Raw genomic sequence first — 17,831 nt, 5'->3', positions numbered from 1 at the left:
GCCATAAAATTAGCATTTAATCCCTCTTCTAGCACACACTCAACTAGCTTAGTCCATCCTACCAGCTACAGGGCCATAACGGACAACATTATCAATGTACGTTTTTTATTTTTATAACTGTATTTTTGCGTCCGTTCCACTTGAAATGAGAATCGCTAGGTGCAGGCCGATGAACTTCACTCCCCTTCAGTCCTTGGCAATCTGACGCTAACAAAACGGCAATATCCTTCTCAGGTGATGTGCGCAAAAGACATTGCTCTAAGAGGCTTTTAAGATGAAGTGGTAGCGAGACAACACTAAAAAATCAATCACCATTAAAGGAAGATTTAGGGGGGCAAGCAGCGGCACCCATCGAAAAACAACACCAGCCAAAAGTAGAATTTTCTCGTGATCTAAACTTTAAGTTACAAAAAAACACAAATGTAGATAGTATGCTAACTCACTAAAACGTAATTATGATGTGGTAACAAAAGCAAAGCGATGAAAGATAATATAACCGTATCCGTTTCTTCAATTCATGGAACGAAGCACTTTAGCTTTGGGAAGAAAACTCGTCATACATTCAAATTTATCAGTGCCATGATTTTTTTTGGTATCTTACTCGCGGCTGGAATCATTTATTATTTGCTTAACGACGCGGAATTCTCAAAACTAAAACTGCGTGAGCTAGAAAATAAATCATCTTCATTAAGCAAAGAAATCACCTCACTCACCGCACTAAAAATAAGCTTAGAACAAGATTTATCAGAGCGAGAAGAACGAATGCAATTGGTTTCTGATCGACTGGGAGATTTAGAAAGTCTTTTGGGCATGGATAACAATGACGGTAAGCTGGAGTCTCGTTTGGACACGGCCACCATCAACTCCTCAATACGAGTAGCCATGCTGACTCAAATACCAAGCGGTCCGCCTGTAAAAAATGCAAGAACGTCTTCAGGTTATGGTAAACGAATCCACCCTGTTACGGGCGTCATGAAATATCACCGTGGACAAGATTTTGCAGTGAATACAGGAACTCCCATTTATGCACCGGCAGATGGCGCGATAGAAGCAATACGACCGAGTAACAAAGGGTCTGGTAATTTCCTTCGCATACTGCATTCATATGGGTTTTCGAGTTCTTATTCTCATTTAAGTAAGTTCGTTGTTAAAAAAGGCGATTTTATTAAAAAAGGCGATTTGATTGCCTATTCAGGCAACAGTGGGTTAACGTCTGGCCCTCACCTTCACTATGAAGTGAGGTTTATTGGGCGACCATTAAATCCAAAACCATTTTTGGATTGGAACGTTGATAAATTTGATACAATTTTCAAAAATGTAAGAGGAATAAGATGGGAATCTTTGGTGGACAAAATAGAATTAAGAGTCAGTCATCAACTACAACTCTCATCGCAGAAGGCTGCACAGTTAACGGACACCTCAAAGTAGCAAACCAGCTACAAATTGATGGGCATGTTGAAGGGCAAATTGAGGCTGTAAATCAACTAAAAATTAGTGAGTCTGGTAACGTGCTAGGAGAAATTACGACTGAGCACCTGATCATTAACGGCCACTTTGAAGGTATCTGTCATGCCACACGCATTGAAATATTAAGTTGTGGCCGTGTTAGTGGCACCGTTTATAGCGACAACTTGAGCATTGAGCCCGGCGGTAAGTTCATGGGGGTAACCAACCCATCTGAAAAGACGTCATCGACGCAAGAAATCCCTGATTTAACGGATAACCTTACTTTAATTAGTAATGATCCAGACCTGTAGTTTACCTTCAAACGAAAGAATCCGATTCCTTAAAAGCCATTAAGAAATCGGATTCTTTCGTTGTTAATATTTAAAGTCATTAGCGACTTAAAAACTAGGCGGGTGAAAAAGCCTTTAATAGCTCAGCATTCGTTGGGAACTCTTCCAATAAATCAACCAGCTTTCTAGTGCCGTCTACTGGAGGAAGGTCCGTTAATGACCGTCGCAACGCCCTTACCTTTTCAATATCTTTAGAATCAATAAGAAGCTCCTCACGGCGCGTGCTGCTTTTCGCAATATCCAGCGCGGGGAAAATACGATGACTCGCAACGTCTCGAGATAACACAATTTCCATATTACCCGTGCCTTTGAACTCCTCAAAAATCACCTGATCCATCCGGCTTCCAGTATCCACAAGTATCGTTGCTAGAATCGTAAGTGATCCACCGTTCTCAATATTTCTGGCCGCACCAAACAGTTTTCGCGGTATTTCTAGTGCTCTAGTATCGAGTCCGCCCGACATGGTTCGACCGCTGCTTTTTTGCCCTGCATTATAAACGCGTGACAGTCTTGTGAGTGAATCAATCACAATCATCACATCATGCCCTTCACCCGCTTCTTTACGGGCCTTATCAAGCAGCTTATCGGCCACACGTACATGCTGGGCATAACTTTCATCGGAAGAGGAAGCATGAACTTCTGCCGACACACTGCGTTTGAAATCGGTCACTTCTTCTGGTCGTTCATCAATAAGCAACGCATACAGCTTTATCTCAGGGTACGCTTCGCCCACAGCCTGACAAATATGCTTTAACGTCGTCGTTTTACCAGAGCCCGGTGGCGCAACAATCAATCCTCGCTGACCCAAACCGATTGGAGAAATCAAATCCATTGCCCGCATCGAAAGCTGCTTAGATCCGGATTCCAAACGAATACACGGAGCCGGATGGATCACAACACCATTTAAAAAACGTTTTTGTGGGTCATTAGGAAATTGATCCTCGATCTCTCCATTGGCAGATTCAGCGTCTGTTGATCGCTTTCCCTTCAAACTTAATATTTTTCTCGTCATGATATTGGTTTATAGCCTTGGATAATTAAGTATTTTAAAATCTTTTTCCGCCATCAGGCGACAGTTAATTTGACTCACCAGGTCGCGGCACATCGTGCTTACTAACGTCCTGTTCTTGCGTTATGTCTTTTGACCATTCGTTGTCAGTAACATTGGGGGTTAGCCCTTGCTGATTTTTATCTTGAACCGGTGAAAATAAAACTCTGGTCAGCAAAGCGAAGTGATCCGAACCAATCGAGGGTAACCGTTGAATGGATCGTAGTGTGAAATGCTGACTGTGAAACAAATGGTCCAATGGCCACCGCAAAAAGAAATATGACGCATGAAAGGTATTATACATGCCACGCCCCACTCGTGGATCTAACAAGCCACTAATTTTAAGAAAAAGACGCGTTGTAGCCGACCAAGCGACATCATTAAGATCTCCGGTGACAATAACAGGCTGGTCACTTTCAGCTACACTTCTCGCTACAATCACTAACTCGGCATCTCGTTCCGCCGATTCGGGGTTCTCAGACGGGCTGGGTGGCGCTGGATGAATAAAATGCACACGGACTTTGTCGCCTGTTCGTAACACCAGCGAGGCATGTATCGATGGCACATCCTTTTCAACCAGATAGCAAATTTCATCTTCCTCTAGAGGCAACCTTGAAAATACATGCATACCATACAAGTTATCAAGAGGACATTTCACACTGTAGGGCATCTCAGCCTCTAATACACTGAGTTTGTCTTCCCACCACTGATCCGATTCCAATGTTACCAACACATCAGGTTTATATTTTCTGACCAACTGAATCAAAGCATCGGCATTTCGATTGGGCGTTAATACATTCGAAGTGAGAATGCTCAGTTGCCTCTCAGGGTGAATACCACTGGCACTTTTCACCTCTTTTGGCCATAAAACGGTATAAGGCAATACCCACCACAACTGCCAAATCAAACATAAAAGCGTTGCGCCCATAATGGCCAAAGTACTTATCGATTGTATATCAAGAAGAACGGCATCGACGACCAACAACACCACAGCGACAATCGCAATTTGCAAACGAGGAAAGTCCATCCCTCGAATAACCCAATGAGGGTGTCGTGATAATGGCAGCAAAGTTGCCAGCACAATGATCGTTGTGCAGATAATAAGCACTGATAACATATTAAACCTATGTTCTTAGTTGTTATTAAATAGACACAAATCACATGTCAGCATAACGTGAACAGAATGCCCTGTCTGCTTCAAGCGGCGCTGAATAACATGAGTGACTTGACCAAGGCGTTGCCATTTTATCGGTAATGTCATTAAGCTCTTGGATGTAATAAGACACATTTTGATGAATATCGGCTTGCATAGCAGACCAATCAGGATAGTGCGCCAGTGTATCCAACCAATAGGTCCTTCCTGCTAAGTAGCCACATGAGCCGGCGGCATACGCGTGAGTCATAATTTTATTAAACTCAGCCATCGTGGCCCCAGTCGACAACATCGCCCAAGGACGATTGGCCAATCGAGCCATTTCTTCAAACACAGGTTGAATATGTTCCTCACCTTGATGACCAACACCCGGTGCGTCACTCCCTTCAATTGGGCTTTCAAGCATAAACACATCTACTTGATATTTCGATTTTGCGAACTCTTCAACCGACTGTAATACCGTATCACGTAGACGCTCTTTTCTGTTCACGTCATCGGCCTTTAACGTGCTATCAGAGTCCAGCGGATAAGCGAGCAACTCTAAGAAAAAGGGAATGTCATATTTCGCACAAGCGTCACCAACCTGCATCACATAATTCTGTTGATGTTGGTTCGTTTCAGCACTCGCATCAGGACGATACCAAGCCAGCATTTTTACCGCATTACCGCCCATACGCTTGATCTTACCGACGGACCAAAATTCTGCAGACTTGGAGCGGCGTTCATTGTTCGCGACTAGGTCGTATGACGGGTCTTCCAATGAAATAAAAAGCCCTTTTGATGCGTCTAGCGCGTCGATGCAACCAGGAACAGCAAACTGAGGATCAAGCAACATGGCGGATGAATAGCCCTGAAACTGCTCAATCAGCAACCTCTTAAACGTAACCACATCATCAAACGGCGCCTCGCTGGCGCCATGAAAAGCCGCCATTGGTCCAACGATCGGTGGAATTTGATCTAACGACGCCATTTTGAACAAACCATTTTTGTCAGCCGTACGGCGTAAAGACCACGACTTTCCAGCGGATAATTGCATGTTTTATTCCTACTCAATTGGGTGCCGAAGGCCAACTTTCGTATAACCTGACATTATTTTTATTTGATGGTAAGGCAAAAATCTATTATTGCACAGAACGTTAGATTAAAGGCGGGCATTAGTCCATGCTGAACGAGCGTAGAAATAGGCTTGAACTACTTGGTATAACTCATTATTTGTTCTTTAGGCACCGCCCTCTCGGCTCATCCCCTTCATGGAGCACAACGTCAGAATGTAAAAATTCTGCCGCCTCGGCTGACCCTTTCACTTTAGAAGCACTGCGTTCTAACATTTCGGCTTCAAAACTCGTTAACACACTGTCTCTGATGCCTGTTTTTTTCCAACTTCCGTGCCACTCAGACGGCGGCTGACAACCCTTGGTAATGCTTCGAGCCAGCGCCAACGCGTCTAATAATGCTTGATTCGCGCCTTGGCCTTTGAATGGGCTCATCGGATGCGCCGCATCACCTATCAGTGTGACTTTTCCGGCTTGCTCTAATAATTCAGAAGTCATTAATTCTCGATCGTACACGGGATAACCCGACACCTGCGCTTCCTGAGTTACCGCCAAAATCTGAGGAATAGGATGGTGCCATTGTGTTCTTCTACACGCTTCTTCTTTCAATGCCGTCACACCTTTAGCACTCAACTCTTTCGCCTCGTCTTCGGGCATGGGAAAGCTAAGCTGCCACATTACAGAATCTGACGAATAAGGCATCATATAGATTCGCTCATTGCCATTGGCGGTTTGAAATACCGTAGCAGAATCCAGTAAATCATGCTTAAGGCCGTTCAGGTTCTTCAAAGGACAAATGCCTAAAATCACCATACAACCAAGGTAGCGTAAAGGCGCCGCTTCCTCATCAATGAGCAATTTTCGCACGGTACTGCGAATACCATCGGCACCGACGACTAAGTCAGCCTTGGCAATTTTAATGCCTTCGTTTTCCTGACCCTTTGCTTGACCCTTTACATGGAACGTCAGATCAACACCTTCGCCTATTGTTTCCTTGAAATCCACCAACTGATGATTCCATTGCACAGGCACTTGAGCACTCAATTGACCAAGTAATGCTAAACGCAAAGACTGTCGTGCAATATGTACATTGGTGCGTTTCGACGAAGACAGTTTCTGTAACGATTGCTCATCGGACTGCATCCACTTGCGCATGCCCCATTCGCCGACCACGTCACCTTCTGTTGTATGAACCAGATGGCGAGTAGACACAACACCGCCTTCTAATGAGAACAAGCCCAATCCTTCAATCGCTTTACTCGCTTGCTGCAACGTCAATCCATAACCCTGAGATCGAGTATCGAAGCCGCTATCACGCTCGTAGAGCGTAAATGGAATACCACGATGTAAACATGCAACGGCCAACGCCACACCGCCAATCCCGCCACCAACAATCGCAACATGAGGGTAATTTACTGTATCGGCAACTGGGAAATCCGTAGCGGCAAGTAAGCCAGAACCTGCACATTTCAAACAATCTTCGAGGTGACCTTGAGGCCGAACAGGAGCAAGCCCTTCGCCATTCGTTTTTTCAAACGCATCCAATTCTTTTTGGTAACGCAACTTCACTTTCTTGCGCAGCTTTCGACTTTTTTTACCGAGCCCCAGACATTCTGGACAAACTGCCCAACTACCCGCTTCACTTTCCACTTGATTTACTTTCCACTTTATTTGCCTTTTAGGCTGACAATGATTTTTCTATATAGAAGAAATAGTAACTGATACTAGGAGTAAGAGCCTAAAATAAAATCGAACCGACTCTCTTTAACACTGATAAATTAAAAGCCTTTTTATGTAAAAAACCACAACGGTGGCATGAGGGTAACGGCCATATAACTCTGCCTATACTATGGCGGTGAACTCGCCAAAACACAGTCACTCATCAGAGCGTTTGTTTATCTGTCCAAAATATGATTAGAAATATTAGCTAGACCGAGCACTAAACTCTTTTAATGCCGCCTCAGCTTTTTCAGTTTGTACAAAAATATGATCATGATAATAAGCGGCAACAACATTGGCACTAATGCCTTTCTCTGTCAGCTTATTTGATACCGCAGCGGTTAGACCGACCGCATCCAAACTGGAATGTACCGTCAATGTAATTTGGCTAAATGCACTTTCAAACGCTAAACCCGCATCTAAAGCCGTTTGCTTAGCTAGAATCAGAGTTAATCCTTCAGATTCAATAAACGTCATTATAGGATCCAATGCTAAATAGTCTTGGGCCGTACCTTGAACCGTACAAAAAACGAACTCTCCACTAACTAATTCTGGACTCATTGAACGAAGTAATTTATCCAGTTCTGTTATCGCAGTCATAAAACCCTCCTCCATACTATTTGTGTTATTTCATCCATTCACAAGCCAGCCCGCTAACCAATCTTCTTAACCATATTAAGACTCACCGTCTTAAAGCCCATTTCAGTATAAAGTGCTTGCGCGGCTTCGTTGTTAGAAAAAACATGTAGACCAACATTGACAATGTTGTGTGTGGCGGCAAAGTCTTCGATTTCCTTCAAGGCAAGCTTGGCATAGCCCTTTCGACGATATTCCGGTTTGATTTCTAAATCATAAATAAAAACCGTACCCGTGGTAGCACTGTTTTCGAGCGACAACCATATGCTGCCAACCGATTCATTCACATCTGGCGCTTTCAATTCAAAGAAATGGTTATTTTCCGTCTCGATACCACGAGGCAATAATCGCTCGGTATCACGTCGGGAACGTGTTAAAGACCCCGCTTTCTGCCATCGACCTGAGTCGACGTTTTCTTTGGCGTACTGCACGATCAATTCTTCAATGTAGGATGAAAAAAACGGCTTAGACATGGGAACTAGAAAAGGCATAATGACTCCATTCACGTAAGGTTGGGGAGAATCCTACTTTAATGTCTTAAATAGTCATTATTTTTTGAATAAAAAAAGGTTTATTTAGACCGCTGTCAGCCTATTGATAAGTAGCTGTTGTAAAATACGGCAAATCAAATACAAACATGACCGACTTTAAAAGGCGACTATTGCTTAAAATCGCCAACGGACAAAGTACTAACACACGGTACTTTTCCAAGAACGTCATTAGTATCATCACACACTATTTTAGGACACCCCAACCATGCCGCTATTGTTCGAAGAAATCGACAGCCAAGAATCCTCTTTAGGCGAAATTTCCCTGCGCAGACGCCGTATTCCCGCGTTTGGCGACAGAGACATCTACGAAGTAAAGCTGGGCGAAGAGTTTCTTATGTCGAGCATGTTTGTCGATGCAGAAGAAGCCTTGTCTACCCTTGGCTTAGCGCAAGTACAAGGCGAAAATCTGAGTGTTGTCGTCGGTGGATTGGGCTTAGGTTACACCGCCGTAGCCGCGTTAAAAGACGAACGAATTGCTGAACTTCTGGTGGTCGATGCGTTAGAAACTGTCATCAGCTGGCACCAAAAAGAACTCGTCCCACTAGGAAAAATACTCAACACAGACAAACGTAACCGTTATGTTTTGGGCAGCTTTTTCGACCTCGCCACAGACCCAAGTATTGGACTTGACCCAAGCCATGCAGGTAAAAAGTTCGATGCCATCTTGCTCGACATCGACCATTCCCCAACGGAATTCCTCAACCCAAGCAACGCTGGTTTCTACACCACAGAAAACCTATCTCTCATGGCTGCACAACTAAAACCAAACGGCGTATTCGCCATGTGGTCTCAGAACCCACCAGAAGACAACTTCATTGAATTGCTCAAAACCGTATTCGAGAGTGTTGATTCGCACCTAGTGTCATTTGATAACCCGTTTCAAGGCGGACAATCGACGAACTCGGTTTATGTTTGTGTGAAGAGGTAACCCCTCCCTAAGAAGCAAATGATTGTCAATTAAAATCAGCGACGAAGGATCAAAAAAAACGGTCTTCGTCCTTCTTGAGTAACGTGTTAACAGAACGGTACACAAATATCATTTATAGCTCTTTTACCATGAAATATTTACAACCAGTTTTAGGATACCCCTGCTGAATCCACTCGGTTTTATAACCGTGCTTTTCATAAAAAGGCATAGCCTGAAAGTTTAGCGTACTTAAAAGGCATTTAATGCATCCACGTTTCTTACCTGACACTTCAATTTCTTTTAGAATTTTACTACCAACATTTTGACCACGCAGTTCATCTGAAACCCATAATGTATCTAATAATAACCAATCACCAAACGTGCGAGCTGCTGCACCGGCTATAACCTCACCTTGCTTACTCTTTATTTGCACAGCTAAGGGAACTCGTTCATTTACTTCCCAATTAGCCCAATTGAAATCATCAATTTTTTTATTAAGATAATCGATTAGTGCTTGATCTGGGTTTTCTAACACCTCAATGTTCATTCATACTCCTATTAATCTGGTACTACGACTCTCTCAACATCTTATTGTACTCATCATAATCAGGTCAAAGCCCAATGCGAAAAACCACTGAGCTACTGTTCGACAAGCCTCCCCAACAAATTCAATAACGCGCTCAGGAAATTTCGTAATTGAAGCAAACGCTTAAAAAAACAATGATTCGTAGGGACAAAAATAACAACAGTCAGGAGTTCTGATATGAGCGATTTTTTTAAGACGGTGCCGTTTGTAAAATACGAAGGTGCAAATTCCAGCAATCCTTTTGCTTTTAAACATTACGATGCGAACAAGGTGCTAATGGGTAAAACCATGGCAGAACATTTAAGAATGGCCGCTTGCTATTGGCACAATTTCTGTTGGCAAGGAAGCGATGTATTTGGGGCAAATACCTTTGATCGCCCTTGGTACAAAGCGGCGTCCGAGATGGATGCGGCAAAGTTGAAAGCCGATGCGGCGTTTGAGTTCTTCACAAAATTGGGCATTTCTTATTACAGTTTCCACGATATCGATGTCAGCCCGGAAGGCCGTTCACTAAAAGAATACATTAACAACTTCGCAGAAATGGTTGATGTCCTTCAAGCCAAGCAAGAAGCCACGGGCATTAAGCTTTTATGGGGAACAGCGAATGCGTTTTCCAATCCAAGATACATGTCTGGCGCGGCGTCCAATCCGAACCCAGAAATTTTCGCTTACGCGGCGACTCAGGTGTTTCATGCGATGAATGCGACCAAAGCATTAGGTGGCCAAAACTATGTCTTGTGGGGCGGCCGTGAAGGTTATGAAACCCTACTAAATACCGATTTGAAACGTGAACGCGCCCAGCTTGGTCGTTTCATGCAGATGGTGGTTGAGCATAAATACAAAATCGGTTTCAACGGTACGTTATTGATCGAGCCAAAACCGGCTGAGCCAACCAAGCATCAATACGATTACGATACCGCGACAGTGTACGGTTTCTTAAAAGAGTTTGGTCTTGAGAAAGAAATCAAGGTCAACATCGAAGCCAACCACGCGACATTGGCGGGTCACAGCTTCCATCATGAAATCGCGACAGCATGCTCTTTGGGTCTTCTCGGTTCTGTCGATGCAAACCAAGGCGACGCGCAATTAGGCTGGGACACAGACCAGTTCCCTACTAGCGTAGAAGAATACACGCTTGTTACTTATGAGATTCTGAAAAACGGCGGCTTCCAAAACGGCGGCTACATGTTTGATACCAAACTGCGCCGTCAGTCTATGGACCTTGAAGATTTGTTCCACGGTCATATTGGAGCCATGGATACCTTGGCGTTGTCACTAGAACGCGCAGTGAAAATGATTGAAAGCGAAAGCTTGTCCAAATTGGTCAATCAACGCTATGCAAAATGGAACGATCCATTAGGTGCGGACATTCTTTCTGGTAAGCATTCTCTGCAAGACCTTGCGGCTTACGCAGAGAAAAATAACATTGACCCTAAAGCCGTTTCTGGCCGTCAAGAAATGTTAGAAAACGTTGTGAACGGTTTTATCTACAAATAACACCGAAACAGTCAGTACAACGTATCAAAACACAGGTCAGCAAAACTGACCTGTGTTTTTTTATGCTTGAGATGCTCGCCATATTTATTTTTAGTCGAGTTAAGCGTCTTTAGCAAGGCGCGACGACACTCGATATTCTCCTGGCGTCATGCCTACGTTTTTACGTGCGACTGTGTACATGTATTGCACGGAAGGGTAGCCGCAAGTTCGGGCAATTTCGTCAAACGGGAGATTGGTCGAGGTGATTAATTCACAGGCGCGATAAAACTTGGTCATGTGCAATTGCTCGTGCATCGAGCAGCCAATTTCGTCGATAAAGCGGGTTTCTAAGTTGGTTCTGGATATGCCGATATGGTCAACCACTTGCGCGACTTTCACGCCTCGACAGGCGTTATGACGAATAAAGTGCATGGCTTGAATCACATAAGGATCACGCAACGCTCGGTAATCAGACGACTGCCTCTCTTCAATACCAATGGGGTCAACCACCACCAGCGAGTTTTCAACCGGATAACCGAGCAACATACGATGCAGCATTTTTGCGGCTTCATAGCCCATTTGCTTGCTGCCTTGTTCGACAGAAGATAACGCTGTTCGGTTCAAATATCGCGCCATGCTTTCATTGTCTATGCCGACAATGGCGACCTGTTCTGGCACCATGATGTTTAAATGGTCGCAAGCTTGCAGTAAATGACGAGCACGTGAATCCGTTACCGCGACAATACCAATAGGCTTGGGTAAGTTTTTCAACCAATTTTCTAAATTTTGCTGAGCGGTTTCCCAAAGCTCAGCGGTGGTAAACAGACCTTGATGCAGGTGAGGTTCATAACCATCTGAACGAACTTGTTCAATAAAAGCATTCTCACGCTCACTCGCCCAGCGGCTATATTCATTGCTTGGCACGCCATAAAAGGCGAACTGAGGCAGACCTTTACGCTTCAAATGTTGATACGCACATCTTACTAACGCGGCATTGTCTGTGGCAACGTAAGGCAAACGGGGATAGTCACTTTTATGATGATAAGACCCGCCCACCGCAACCGTAGGGATGTCGGTGTTTCTTAATATTGCTTCGACTTCAGGATTGTCAAAATCCGCAATGATTCCATCACCTTTCCAATGTGCTAATCCATCCAGTCGATAACGAAAGTCGTCTTCAAAGTACACATCCCAGTCACACTGGGCGGCTTGAAGATACTCGCCAATGCCTTCAATAACTTGTCGGTCATAGACCTTATTGGCATTGAATACTAAATTGAGTCGGTAGCGTTTTTCAAACATACAAAAGCATCTCTCATTATTATTGTCGCTGGTAGCGATCATAACCTTGGAATGCGGGTAAGTTCTAGAAAATGACAAAAAACAAAATGTGCCTTGAAAAAATCGTAACCGGTAAGAGGAAATACGAGGAAATGAGCGACGTATTTTCACGCCGCTCACTATTATCAAAAACCTTTTAGTCGTTGATATAAACCTTGAAAACGCTCTCGTTTCTCAGCATATTGAACCGCTCTATCACTGTTTGGCAAATAACGTTTAATCAGTTTAGGTTTAACGCAGACCTCACTCAACGCGGAGTTGCCCCGAAACCCTATCGCAGCCAATCGTGCCGCGCCTAACGCAGGTCCTACTTCCCCACCTTCACGGTAATCCATAGGAACAGCAAATACGTCAGCGAGTAATTGTAACCAATAGGTACTTTTCGCACCGCCGCCAATTACATCAATGCTTTCACTGATACTTTGCGCTGAGCGCACGGCATCTAGACCATCGAGCAAAGCAAAAGTCACACCTTCCAGCACCGCCTGAACAAGATCCGCTGGGGTGGTTTCATGCGTCATCCCCCAAAAGACACCCTTCGCATTGGCATCGTTATGAGGCGTTCTTTCACCACTTAAATAAGGTAAAAACGTCACGTTACACACGTGATCAGCTCGGTTTTCAGCGGCCAACAACGCCGCTTCTACATTGCCAAATTGCGTCAATCTAGTCACCCAATCGATACAACTAGCGGCGCTCAACATCACCGACATGGTGTGCCAAGTATTCGGAATCGCATGACCAAAGCTGTGCAACGCAACCGCAGGATTGGCTGTAAAACCATCGCTGACCGAAAAAATTACCCCAGAAGTACCAAGCGACAACATGGTTTCTTCCGGTTTAATAATGCCCATACCGACGGCGCCTGCGGCATTATCGCCACCCCCCGCCACCACTGGTACAACAGGCATAGACCAACGTTTCGCTAAGGCGTCGTTGATCGTGCCGGTGATTTCTGAGCCTTCATACACCTTCGGCATCTGCTGTTCATTTAGCCCCGTTGCTTGCAGCATAGTATTGCTCCAAGCGCGCTGTTCCATGTTGAGCCAAAGCGTGCCCGACGCGTCAGATACATCCGTCGCGAACTCACCCGTCATTCGAAAACGCAGATAATCTTTTGGCAGCAGTGCTTTATCAATTTGCGCAAAGATATCTGGCTCGTGCTGCTTCACCCACAATAGTTTCGGGGCGGTAAAACCTGGCATGACCAAGTTGCCTGTAATCGCCTGCACTTCTGGGCACCGTCTTTGCAGCATCAAACATTCTTCATGGGAGCGGCCATCGTTCCAAAGAATCGCAGGACGCAACACTTCACCCTTTTTACCTAGCAAAGTAGCACCGTGCATTTGCCCTGATAAGCCAATGGCTTTGACGTTTTGTAGATTGTTTTCAGCGGCAAGCTGCAACATGGCCAAATCCGTCGCTTGCCACCAGTCTTCTGGGCTTTGCTCAGACCAAAGATCAAACAGACGCGACACCGACAACGGCGATGTACAGCTCGCCAGCACTTGCCCGTCTTCCGCCATAAGAATAACTTTTACACCGGACGTACCAAGATCAATACCGATATACATAAAAATACCTTTTACAAAATTCTTCAAACAACTCTTCAGAAAGAAAAGAGAGTGATAAACCGCGTTTTATTGTGCTTTTTTGGTTTTGACATCCAACCAAACCGCGAGCAACAAGATCATCCCTTTGACGATCAATTGCCAAAAAGTCGGCACATCTAACATGCTCATGCCATTGTCCAGGCTTGACATGATCAGTGCGCCCATGATGGCGCCAAATACAACACCCACACCGCCCGCTAAGCTGGCTCCGCCAATAACACAAGCCGCAATAGCATCCAACTCCGCCATATTACCGGCAGCAGGAGAACCCGCACCCAATCGAGAAGTAAGTATCAGCGCCGCGACAGCGACCATCATGCCATTGAAACCAAACACCAACATTTTGGTACGCTCAACATTCACGCCAGACATTCGAGTGGCTTCGATGTTGCCACCAATGGCATACACACGACGCCCAAAGGAGGTTCTTTTCGCCACATACGTCGCAATTAAAATCAGTCCGCCCATAATGAGAATTGGCGTCGGAATGCCACGATAGCTTTCCAAAATAAACAACAAGCCCAATAAAACAGACACAGCAATGGTCGCTTTGCCGTATTCAAATTTTGCCGCTTGATTAACGACACCGTGTTTGTGTCTTGCTTGACGGCGAGTGTAAACACGAGCCAGTAAACCTAAACACAACAAAGCAATGACACTGATCCCCCAACCTGAAGGAATGTAACTTTGCCCAATAATAGCCAACGAACTGGACGTTGGTGCTACGGTGGCGCCGTCTGTTAAACCGACTAAAATGCCACGAAACGCCAACATACCCGCTAAGGTCACAATAAACGAAGGCACTTTTTGGTACGCCACCCACCAGCCGTTAAACAAACCAAGCACCAAGCCCGCAACGACGGTGACCAAGACCGTTAACAAAATAGGAAAGTGAAACCAAACATCCAAAATCGCCGCGATACCGCCCAATAATCCCATCATGGAACCAACGGACAGATCAATTTCGGCACTGATAATGACAAACACCATACCAATCGCCAACACACCGACGATGGCGGTTTGACGAATCAAGTTAGAAATATTTCTCGGTGACACAAACGCACCGTCTGTTGCAAAAGAAAAGAAAACGACGATCAGCAACATGGCCGCCAACATGGCAAGCAGTTGTAATTGACTGGTTTTTATTGTTTTAAACATTCGCTGTATCCTCTTTGATCGCGCAATTCATAATCATTTCTTGGGTCAAACCCTGATGGTCAAACTGACCTTTTAAGCGGCCTTCATGCATCACTAATACTCTGTCACTGATGCCAATGACTTCTGATAATTCAGACGACACCATGATGATCGACATGCCTTTTTTGACGAGTGCAAACATCAGCTTATAAATTTCGTATTTGGCGCCCACATCAATGCCGCGAGTCGGTTCATCTAATATTAGAATTTTGGGGTGTGTTAATAGGCATTTGGCGATAATGGCTTTTTGTTGATTACCACCACTTAAGTTTTTAATCGCAAGTTCCGAAGTCGCTGTTTTGACTTTCAGCCGCGCAATGTAATCATCAATATCTTGGCTTTCTTGATCTTCATTGATCTCACCAAACCAAGACGTATATTGATCTAAAACGGACAAGGTGATGTTTCGCCCAACACTCATAATTGGCACTATGCCATGACGTTTACGGTCTTCAGGCACCATCGCAATGCCAGCTTCTAATGCCACACGCTGGGATCGAATCGTTAATGACTGGCCGTGCAACTCGATTTCTGCGTCATATCGCCCATCGTAGGAACCATAAAGACACTGCATCAATTCGGTTCGGCCCGAACCGATCAATCCCGCGACACCCAGAATCTCGCCCTGACGCAATTCGAAACTAACGTCTTCTACTTGCGCACGTGTTGCTCCGGCTTGCATCGCGGTGGCGTGTTTTACTTTTAGCACTACATCGCCAATATCGTGTTCTTCCCGCGGAAATAATTCGTCTAATTCACGCCCAACCATCATGCTGATGATGTCGTTTTGAGTCAGCTGTTCTACAGATCGAGTATCAATATGGTCACCATCACGAATCACTGTAACCCAATTAGATAAGGCTAAGACCTCTTCCAACTTATGAGAAATATAGATACAAGCGATGCCCCGCTGCTTCAATTCGCTAACAATGTTTAAGAGGATTTCAATTTCTGTGGTGGTCAAAGAAGACGTCGGTTCATCTAGTATTAACAGCTTGACGTTTTTATTCAGTGCTTTGGCAATTTCGACTAATTGCTGTTGGCCCACACCAAGGTCTCGGATGGGGGTGTCTGGCAACACATTCAATTTTACTTGTGCCAACAGTACCGATGTACGACGGTGCATTTCTTCGTCATTGAGCCTTGCGAAAGAACCAAGTTCATTGCCTAGGAAAATATTCTCTAGAACGGACATTTCTTTAACGAGCGCCAATTCTTGATGGATAATAACAATGCCTAGCGCTTCGGTGTCTCGAATACTTGATGCTTTAACCAAATTGCCTTCAAAGTAAATTTCGCCTTCATAAGAACCAAATGGCCAAACACCACTGAGCACTTTCATCAAGGTAGATTTACCAGAACCGTTCTCGCCGCATATGGACAAGGCTTCACCCGCACCAAGCTGAATACTCACACCATTCAATGCACGAACACCGGAGAAACTTTTTACAATCCCACGCATGTCCAATAAGGGTTGCTTCATGTTTGCACCTCTTTTTCAAATCTCTTTTTTGGCATCTCTTTTTTAAAAAGAGAAAAAACAAATGGGAGAAGAAGCAAATGGCGCTCTATTGAGCGCCATAGATATAGTAGGAAGATTAAGGGTTATAAACAGCGTCACGAGAGTGGTAACCGTCAGCAATAACGGTGGAATCTAGATTGCTTTTAGACACAGAAATCGGCGTAAGCAATACTGCATCAACGTCTTTTTTGCCGTTGTTGACATGACCGTTGACTGTGATTTTTTCACCACGAGCCAGCTTAACCGCCATTTCAGCACTGGTTGTTGCCAGCTTAGAAATGGGTTTATACACTGTCATGGTTTGCGTACCAGCGACAATACGACGCATGGCCGCTAAATCGGCGTCTTGACCCGATATCACCACTTTGCCGCTCAAACCTTGTGCCGCCAGTGCTTGAATTGCACCGCCCGCCGTTGAATCATTTGACGCAACGACCGCATCGATTTTGTTGGCGTTGGCCGTTAAACCATTTTCCATGATGTTTAATGCCGCTTCAGCAGACCAGCCCATTGCCCATTGATCGCCCACGATGTGTATTTTTTTCGCATCAATCGCGGGTTGAAGTACGTTCATTTGGCCTTGACGGAACATTTTCGCATTGTTATCGGTCGGTGAACCGCCCATCAAAAAGTAGTTACCTTTCGGTTTTAAGCCAAGTAAGGCTTCTGCTTGCATCTCGCCCACTCGAATGTTGTCAAAAGACACATACAAGTCGATGTCAGCAAATTTGATCAACCGGTCATACGCTAATACCTTAATGCCTTCCGCTTTTGCTTCCGCCAACACATTGCCTAGCACTTCGCCGTTTTCTGGTACGATAACCAACACATCGACGCCGCGAGAAATCATGTTTTCGATTTGAGAGATTTGAGTAGTGACATCGCCATTTGCAGATTGAGTATAGACTTTTGCACCCATGGCTTCTGCCGCTGAGGTAAATAAGTCTCGGTCTTTCTGCCAGCGCTCTAGACGCAAATCAGACATTAACAACCCAATTTTTTCACCGTCTGCTAAAGCAGGAAGAGAAGTCGCCGCGCAAAGAGTCGCGAGTACCGTCATAGATACGATTTTTTTCATTTTTTTCATCCCTTGTTATTGTTATTAAGTGAACGATCTCCTGATGGAGTAAGACGAATGTAAATTGATGGGCTTAGAAGCGGTATTATCTTTTTTTGTTTGTGTGTGGCGTTTTTTATAAACGTGCGAAAAATACCTCTGCATTAATTTCTGACA

At 44.7% G+C, this 17,831-nt stretch carries 16 protein-coding genes; 4 read left to right on the top strand and 12 right to left on the bottom strand.

The features are described 5' to 3' along the window. The first annotated feature begins 480 nt into the window (after positions 1 to 480). Positions 481 to 1,428, top strand: coding sequence for a M23 family metallopeptidase (locus MP3633_RS08905; protein ID WP_176335279.1), 948 nt, complete (start codon positions 481 to 483; stop codon positions 1,426 to 1,428). Beyond that, the gene (locus MP3633_RS08900; RefSeq protein WP_176335278.1) at positions 1,332 to 1,757 is read left to right on the top strand and encodes a bactofilin family protein; all 426 of its coding nucleotides are present in this window, start codon (positions 1,332 to 1,334) and stop codon (positions 1,755 to 1,757) included. Before MP3633_RS08905 ends, MP3633_RS08900 begins: the two co-directional genes overlap by 97 nt. Positions 1,758 to 1,851: 94 nt before the next feature. Here the strand turns inward: MP3633_RS08900 and rho are convergent, their stop codons facing one another. From rho to MP3633_RS08870, 6 genes are all read right to left on the bottom strand, one after another. After that, positions 1,852 to 2,808, bottom strand: a complete 957-nt coding sequence (gene rho, locus MP3633_RS08895) for a transcription termination factor Rho (protein ID WP_176335277.1) — start codon at positions 2,806 to 2,808, stop codon at positions 1,852 to 1,854. 64 nt (positions 2,809 to 2,872) lie between these two features. Continuing rightward, the gene (locus MP3633_RS08890) at positions 2,873 to 3,961 is read right to left on the bottom strand and encodes an endonuclease/exonuclease/phosphatase family protein (RefSeq protein WP_176335276.1); all 1,089 of its coding nucleotides are present in this window, start codon (positions 3,959 to 3,961) and stop codon (positions 2,873 to 2,875) included. Positions 3,962 to 4,001: 40 nt separating this feature from the next. Continuing rightward, entirely contained in the window at positions 4,002 to 5,033 is a 1,032-nt protein-coding gene (locus tag MP3633_RS08885) for a tagatose 1,6-diphosphate aldolase (RefSeq protein WP_176335275.1), read from the bottom strand. A gap of 172 nt (positions 5,034 to 5,205) precedes the next feature. Next, entirely contained in the window at positions 5,206 to 6,699 is a 1,494-nt protein-coding gene (locus tag MP3633_RS08880; protein ID WP_176335274.1) for an FAD-dependent oxidoreductase, read from the bottom strand. Positions 6,700 to 6,972: 273 nt separating this feature from the next. Further along, positions 6,973 to 7,368, bottom strand: a complete 396-nt coding sequence (locus tag MP3633_RS08875) for an ACT domain-containing protein (RefSeq protein WP_176335273.1) — start codon at positions 7,366 to 7,368, stop codon at positions 6,973 to 6,975. Positions 7,369 to 7,421: 53 nt separating this feature from the next. Beyond that, the gene (locus MP3633_RS08870) at positions 7,422 to 7,895 is read right to left on the bottom strand and encodes a GNAT family N-acetyltransferase (RefSeq protein ID WP_176335272.1); all 474 of its coding nucleotides are present in this window, start codon (positions 7,893 to 7,895) and stop codon (positions 7,422 to 7,424) included. Positions 7,896 to 8,160: 265 nt separating this feature from the next. On the opposite strand from MP3633_RS08870, the gene MP3633_RS08865 reads away from it, so the two are divergent. Beyond that, positions 8,161 to 8,883, top strand: coding sequence for a polyamine aminopropyltransferase (locus MP3633_RS08865; RefSeq protein ID WP_176335271.1), 723 nt, complete (start codon positions 8,161 to 8,163; stop codon positions 8,881 to 8,883). 112 nt (positions 8,884 to 8,995) lie between these two features. On the opposite strand, the gene MP3633_RS08860 is transcribed toward MP3633_RS08865, so the two are convergent. Continuing rightward, positions 8,996 to 9,409 carry a GNAT family N-acetyltransferase gene (locus tag MP3633_RS08860; protein WP_176335270.1) on the bottom strand — a complete coding sequence of 138 codons (414 nt, stop codon included), beginning with the start codon at positions 9,407 to 9,409 and terminating at the stop codon, positions 8,996 to 8,998. Between the two features lie 216 nt (positions 9,410 to 9,625). Here MP3633_RS08860 and xylA point away from each other — a divergent pair, with 216 nt between their 5' ends. Next, positions 9,626 to 10,945, top strand: coding sequence for a xylose isomerase (xylA, locus tag MP3633_RS08855; RefSeq protein WP_176335269.1), 1,320 nt, complete (start codon positions 9,626 to 9,628; stop codon positions 10,943 to 10,945). Positions 10,946 to 11,044: 99 nt separating this feature from the next. Here xylA and MP3633_RS08850 read toward each other — a convergent pair whose 3' ends face one another. The 5 genes from MP3633_RS08850 to xylF all read right to left on the bottom strand — a co-directional run bounded on the left by MP3633_RS08850 (position 11,045) and on the right by xylF (position 17,675). After that, positions 11,045 to 12,226, bottom strand: coding sequence for a XylR family transcriptional regulator (locus MP3633_RS08850; RefSeq protein ID WP_176335268.1), 1,182 nt, complete (start codon positions 12,224 to 12,226; stop codon positions 11,045 to 11,047). A gap of 164 nt (positions 12,227 to 12,390) precedes the next feature. After that, complete coding sequence (gene xylB / locus MP3633_RS08845) at positions 12,391 to 13,839, bottom strand: xylulokinase (protein ID WP_176335267.1); 1,449 nt, start codon at positions 13,837 to 13,839, stop codon at positions 12,391 to 12,393. 66 nt (positions 13,840 to 13,905) lie between these two features. After that, positions 13,906 to 15,036, bottom strand: coding sequence for a sugar ABC transporter permease (locus tag MP3633_RS08840; RefSeq protein WP_176335266.1), 1,131 nt, complete (start codon positions 15,034 to 15,036; stop codon positions 13,906 to 13,908). Further along, positions 15,029 to 16,558 carry a xylose ABC transporter ATP-binding protein gene (locus MP3633_RS08835; protein WP_176335265.1) on the bottom strand — a complete coding sequence of 510 codons (1,530 nt, stop codon included), beginning with the start codon at positions 16,556 to 16,558 and terminating at the stop codon, positions 15,029 to 15,031. Before MP3633_RS08835 ends, MP3633_RS08840 begins: the two co-directional genes overlap by 8 nt. A 115-nt stretch (positions 16,559 to 16,673) precedes the next feature. Continuing rightward, the gene (gene xylF / locus MP3633_RS08830) at positions 16,674 to 17,675 is read right to left on the bottom strand and encodes a D-xylose ABC transporter substrate-binding protein (protein WP_176335264.1); all 1,002 of its coding nucleotides are present in this window, start codon (positions 17,673 to 17,675) and stop codon (positions 16,674 to 16,676) included. Positions 17,676 to 17,831: the final 156 nt, after the last annotated feature.

The organism is Marinomonas primoryensis, assembly GCF_013372285.1.
Taxonomy (GTDB): Bacteria; Pseudomonadota; Gammaproteobacteria; order Pseudomonadales; family Marinomonadaceae; genus Marinomonas; species Marinomonas primoryensis.
The sequence above is the reverse complement of the archived record's forward strand: the minus strand, read 5'-3'. Positions and strand labels throughout refer to the sequence as shown.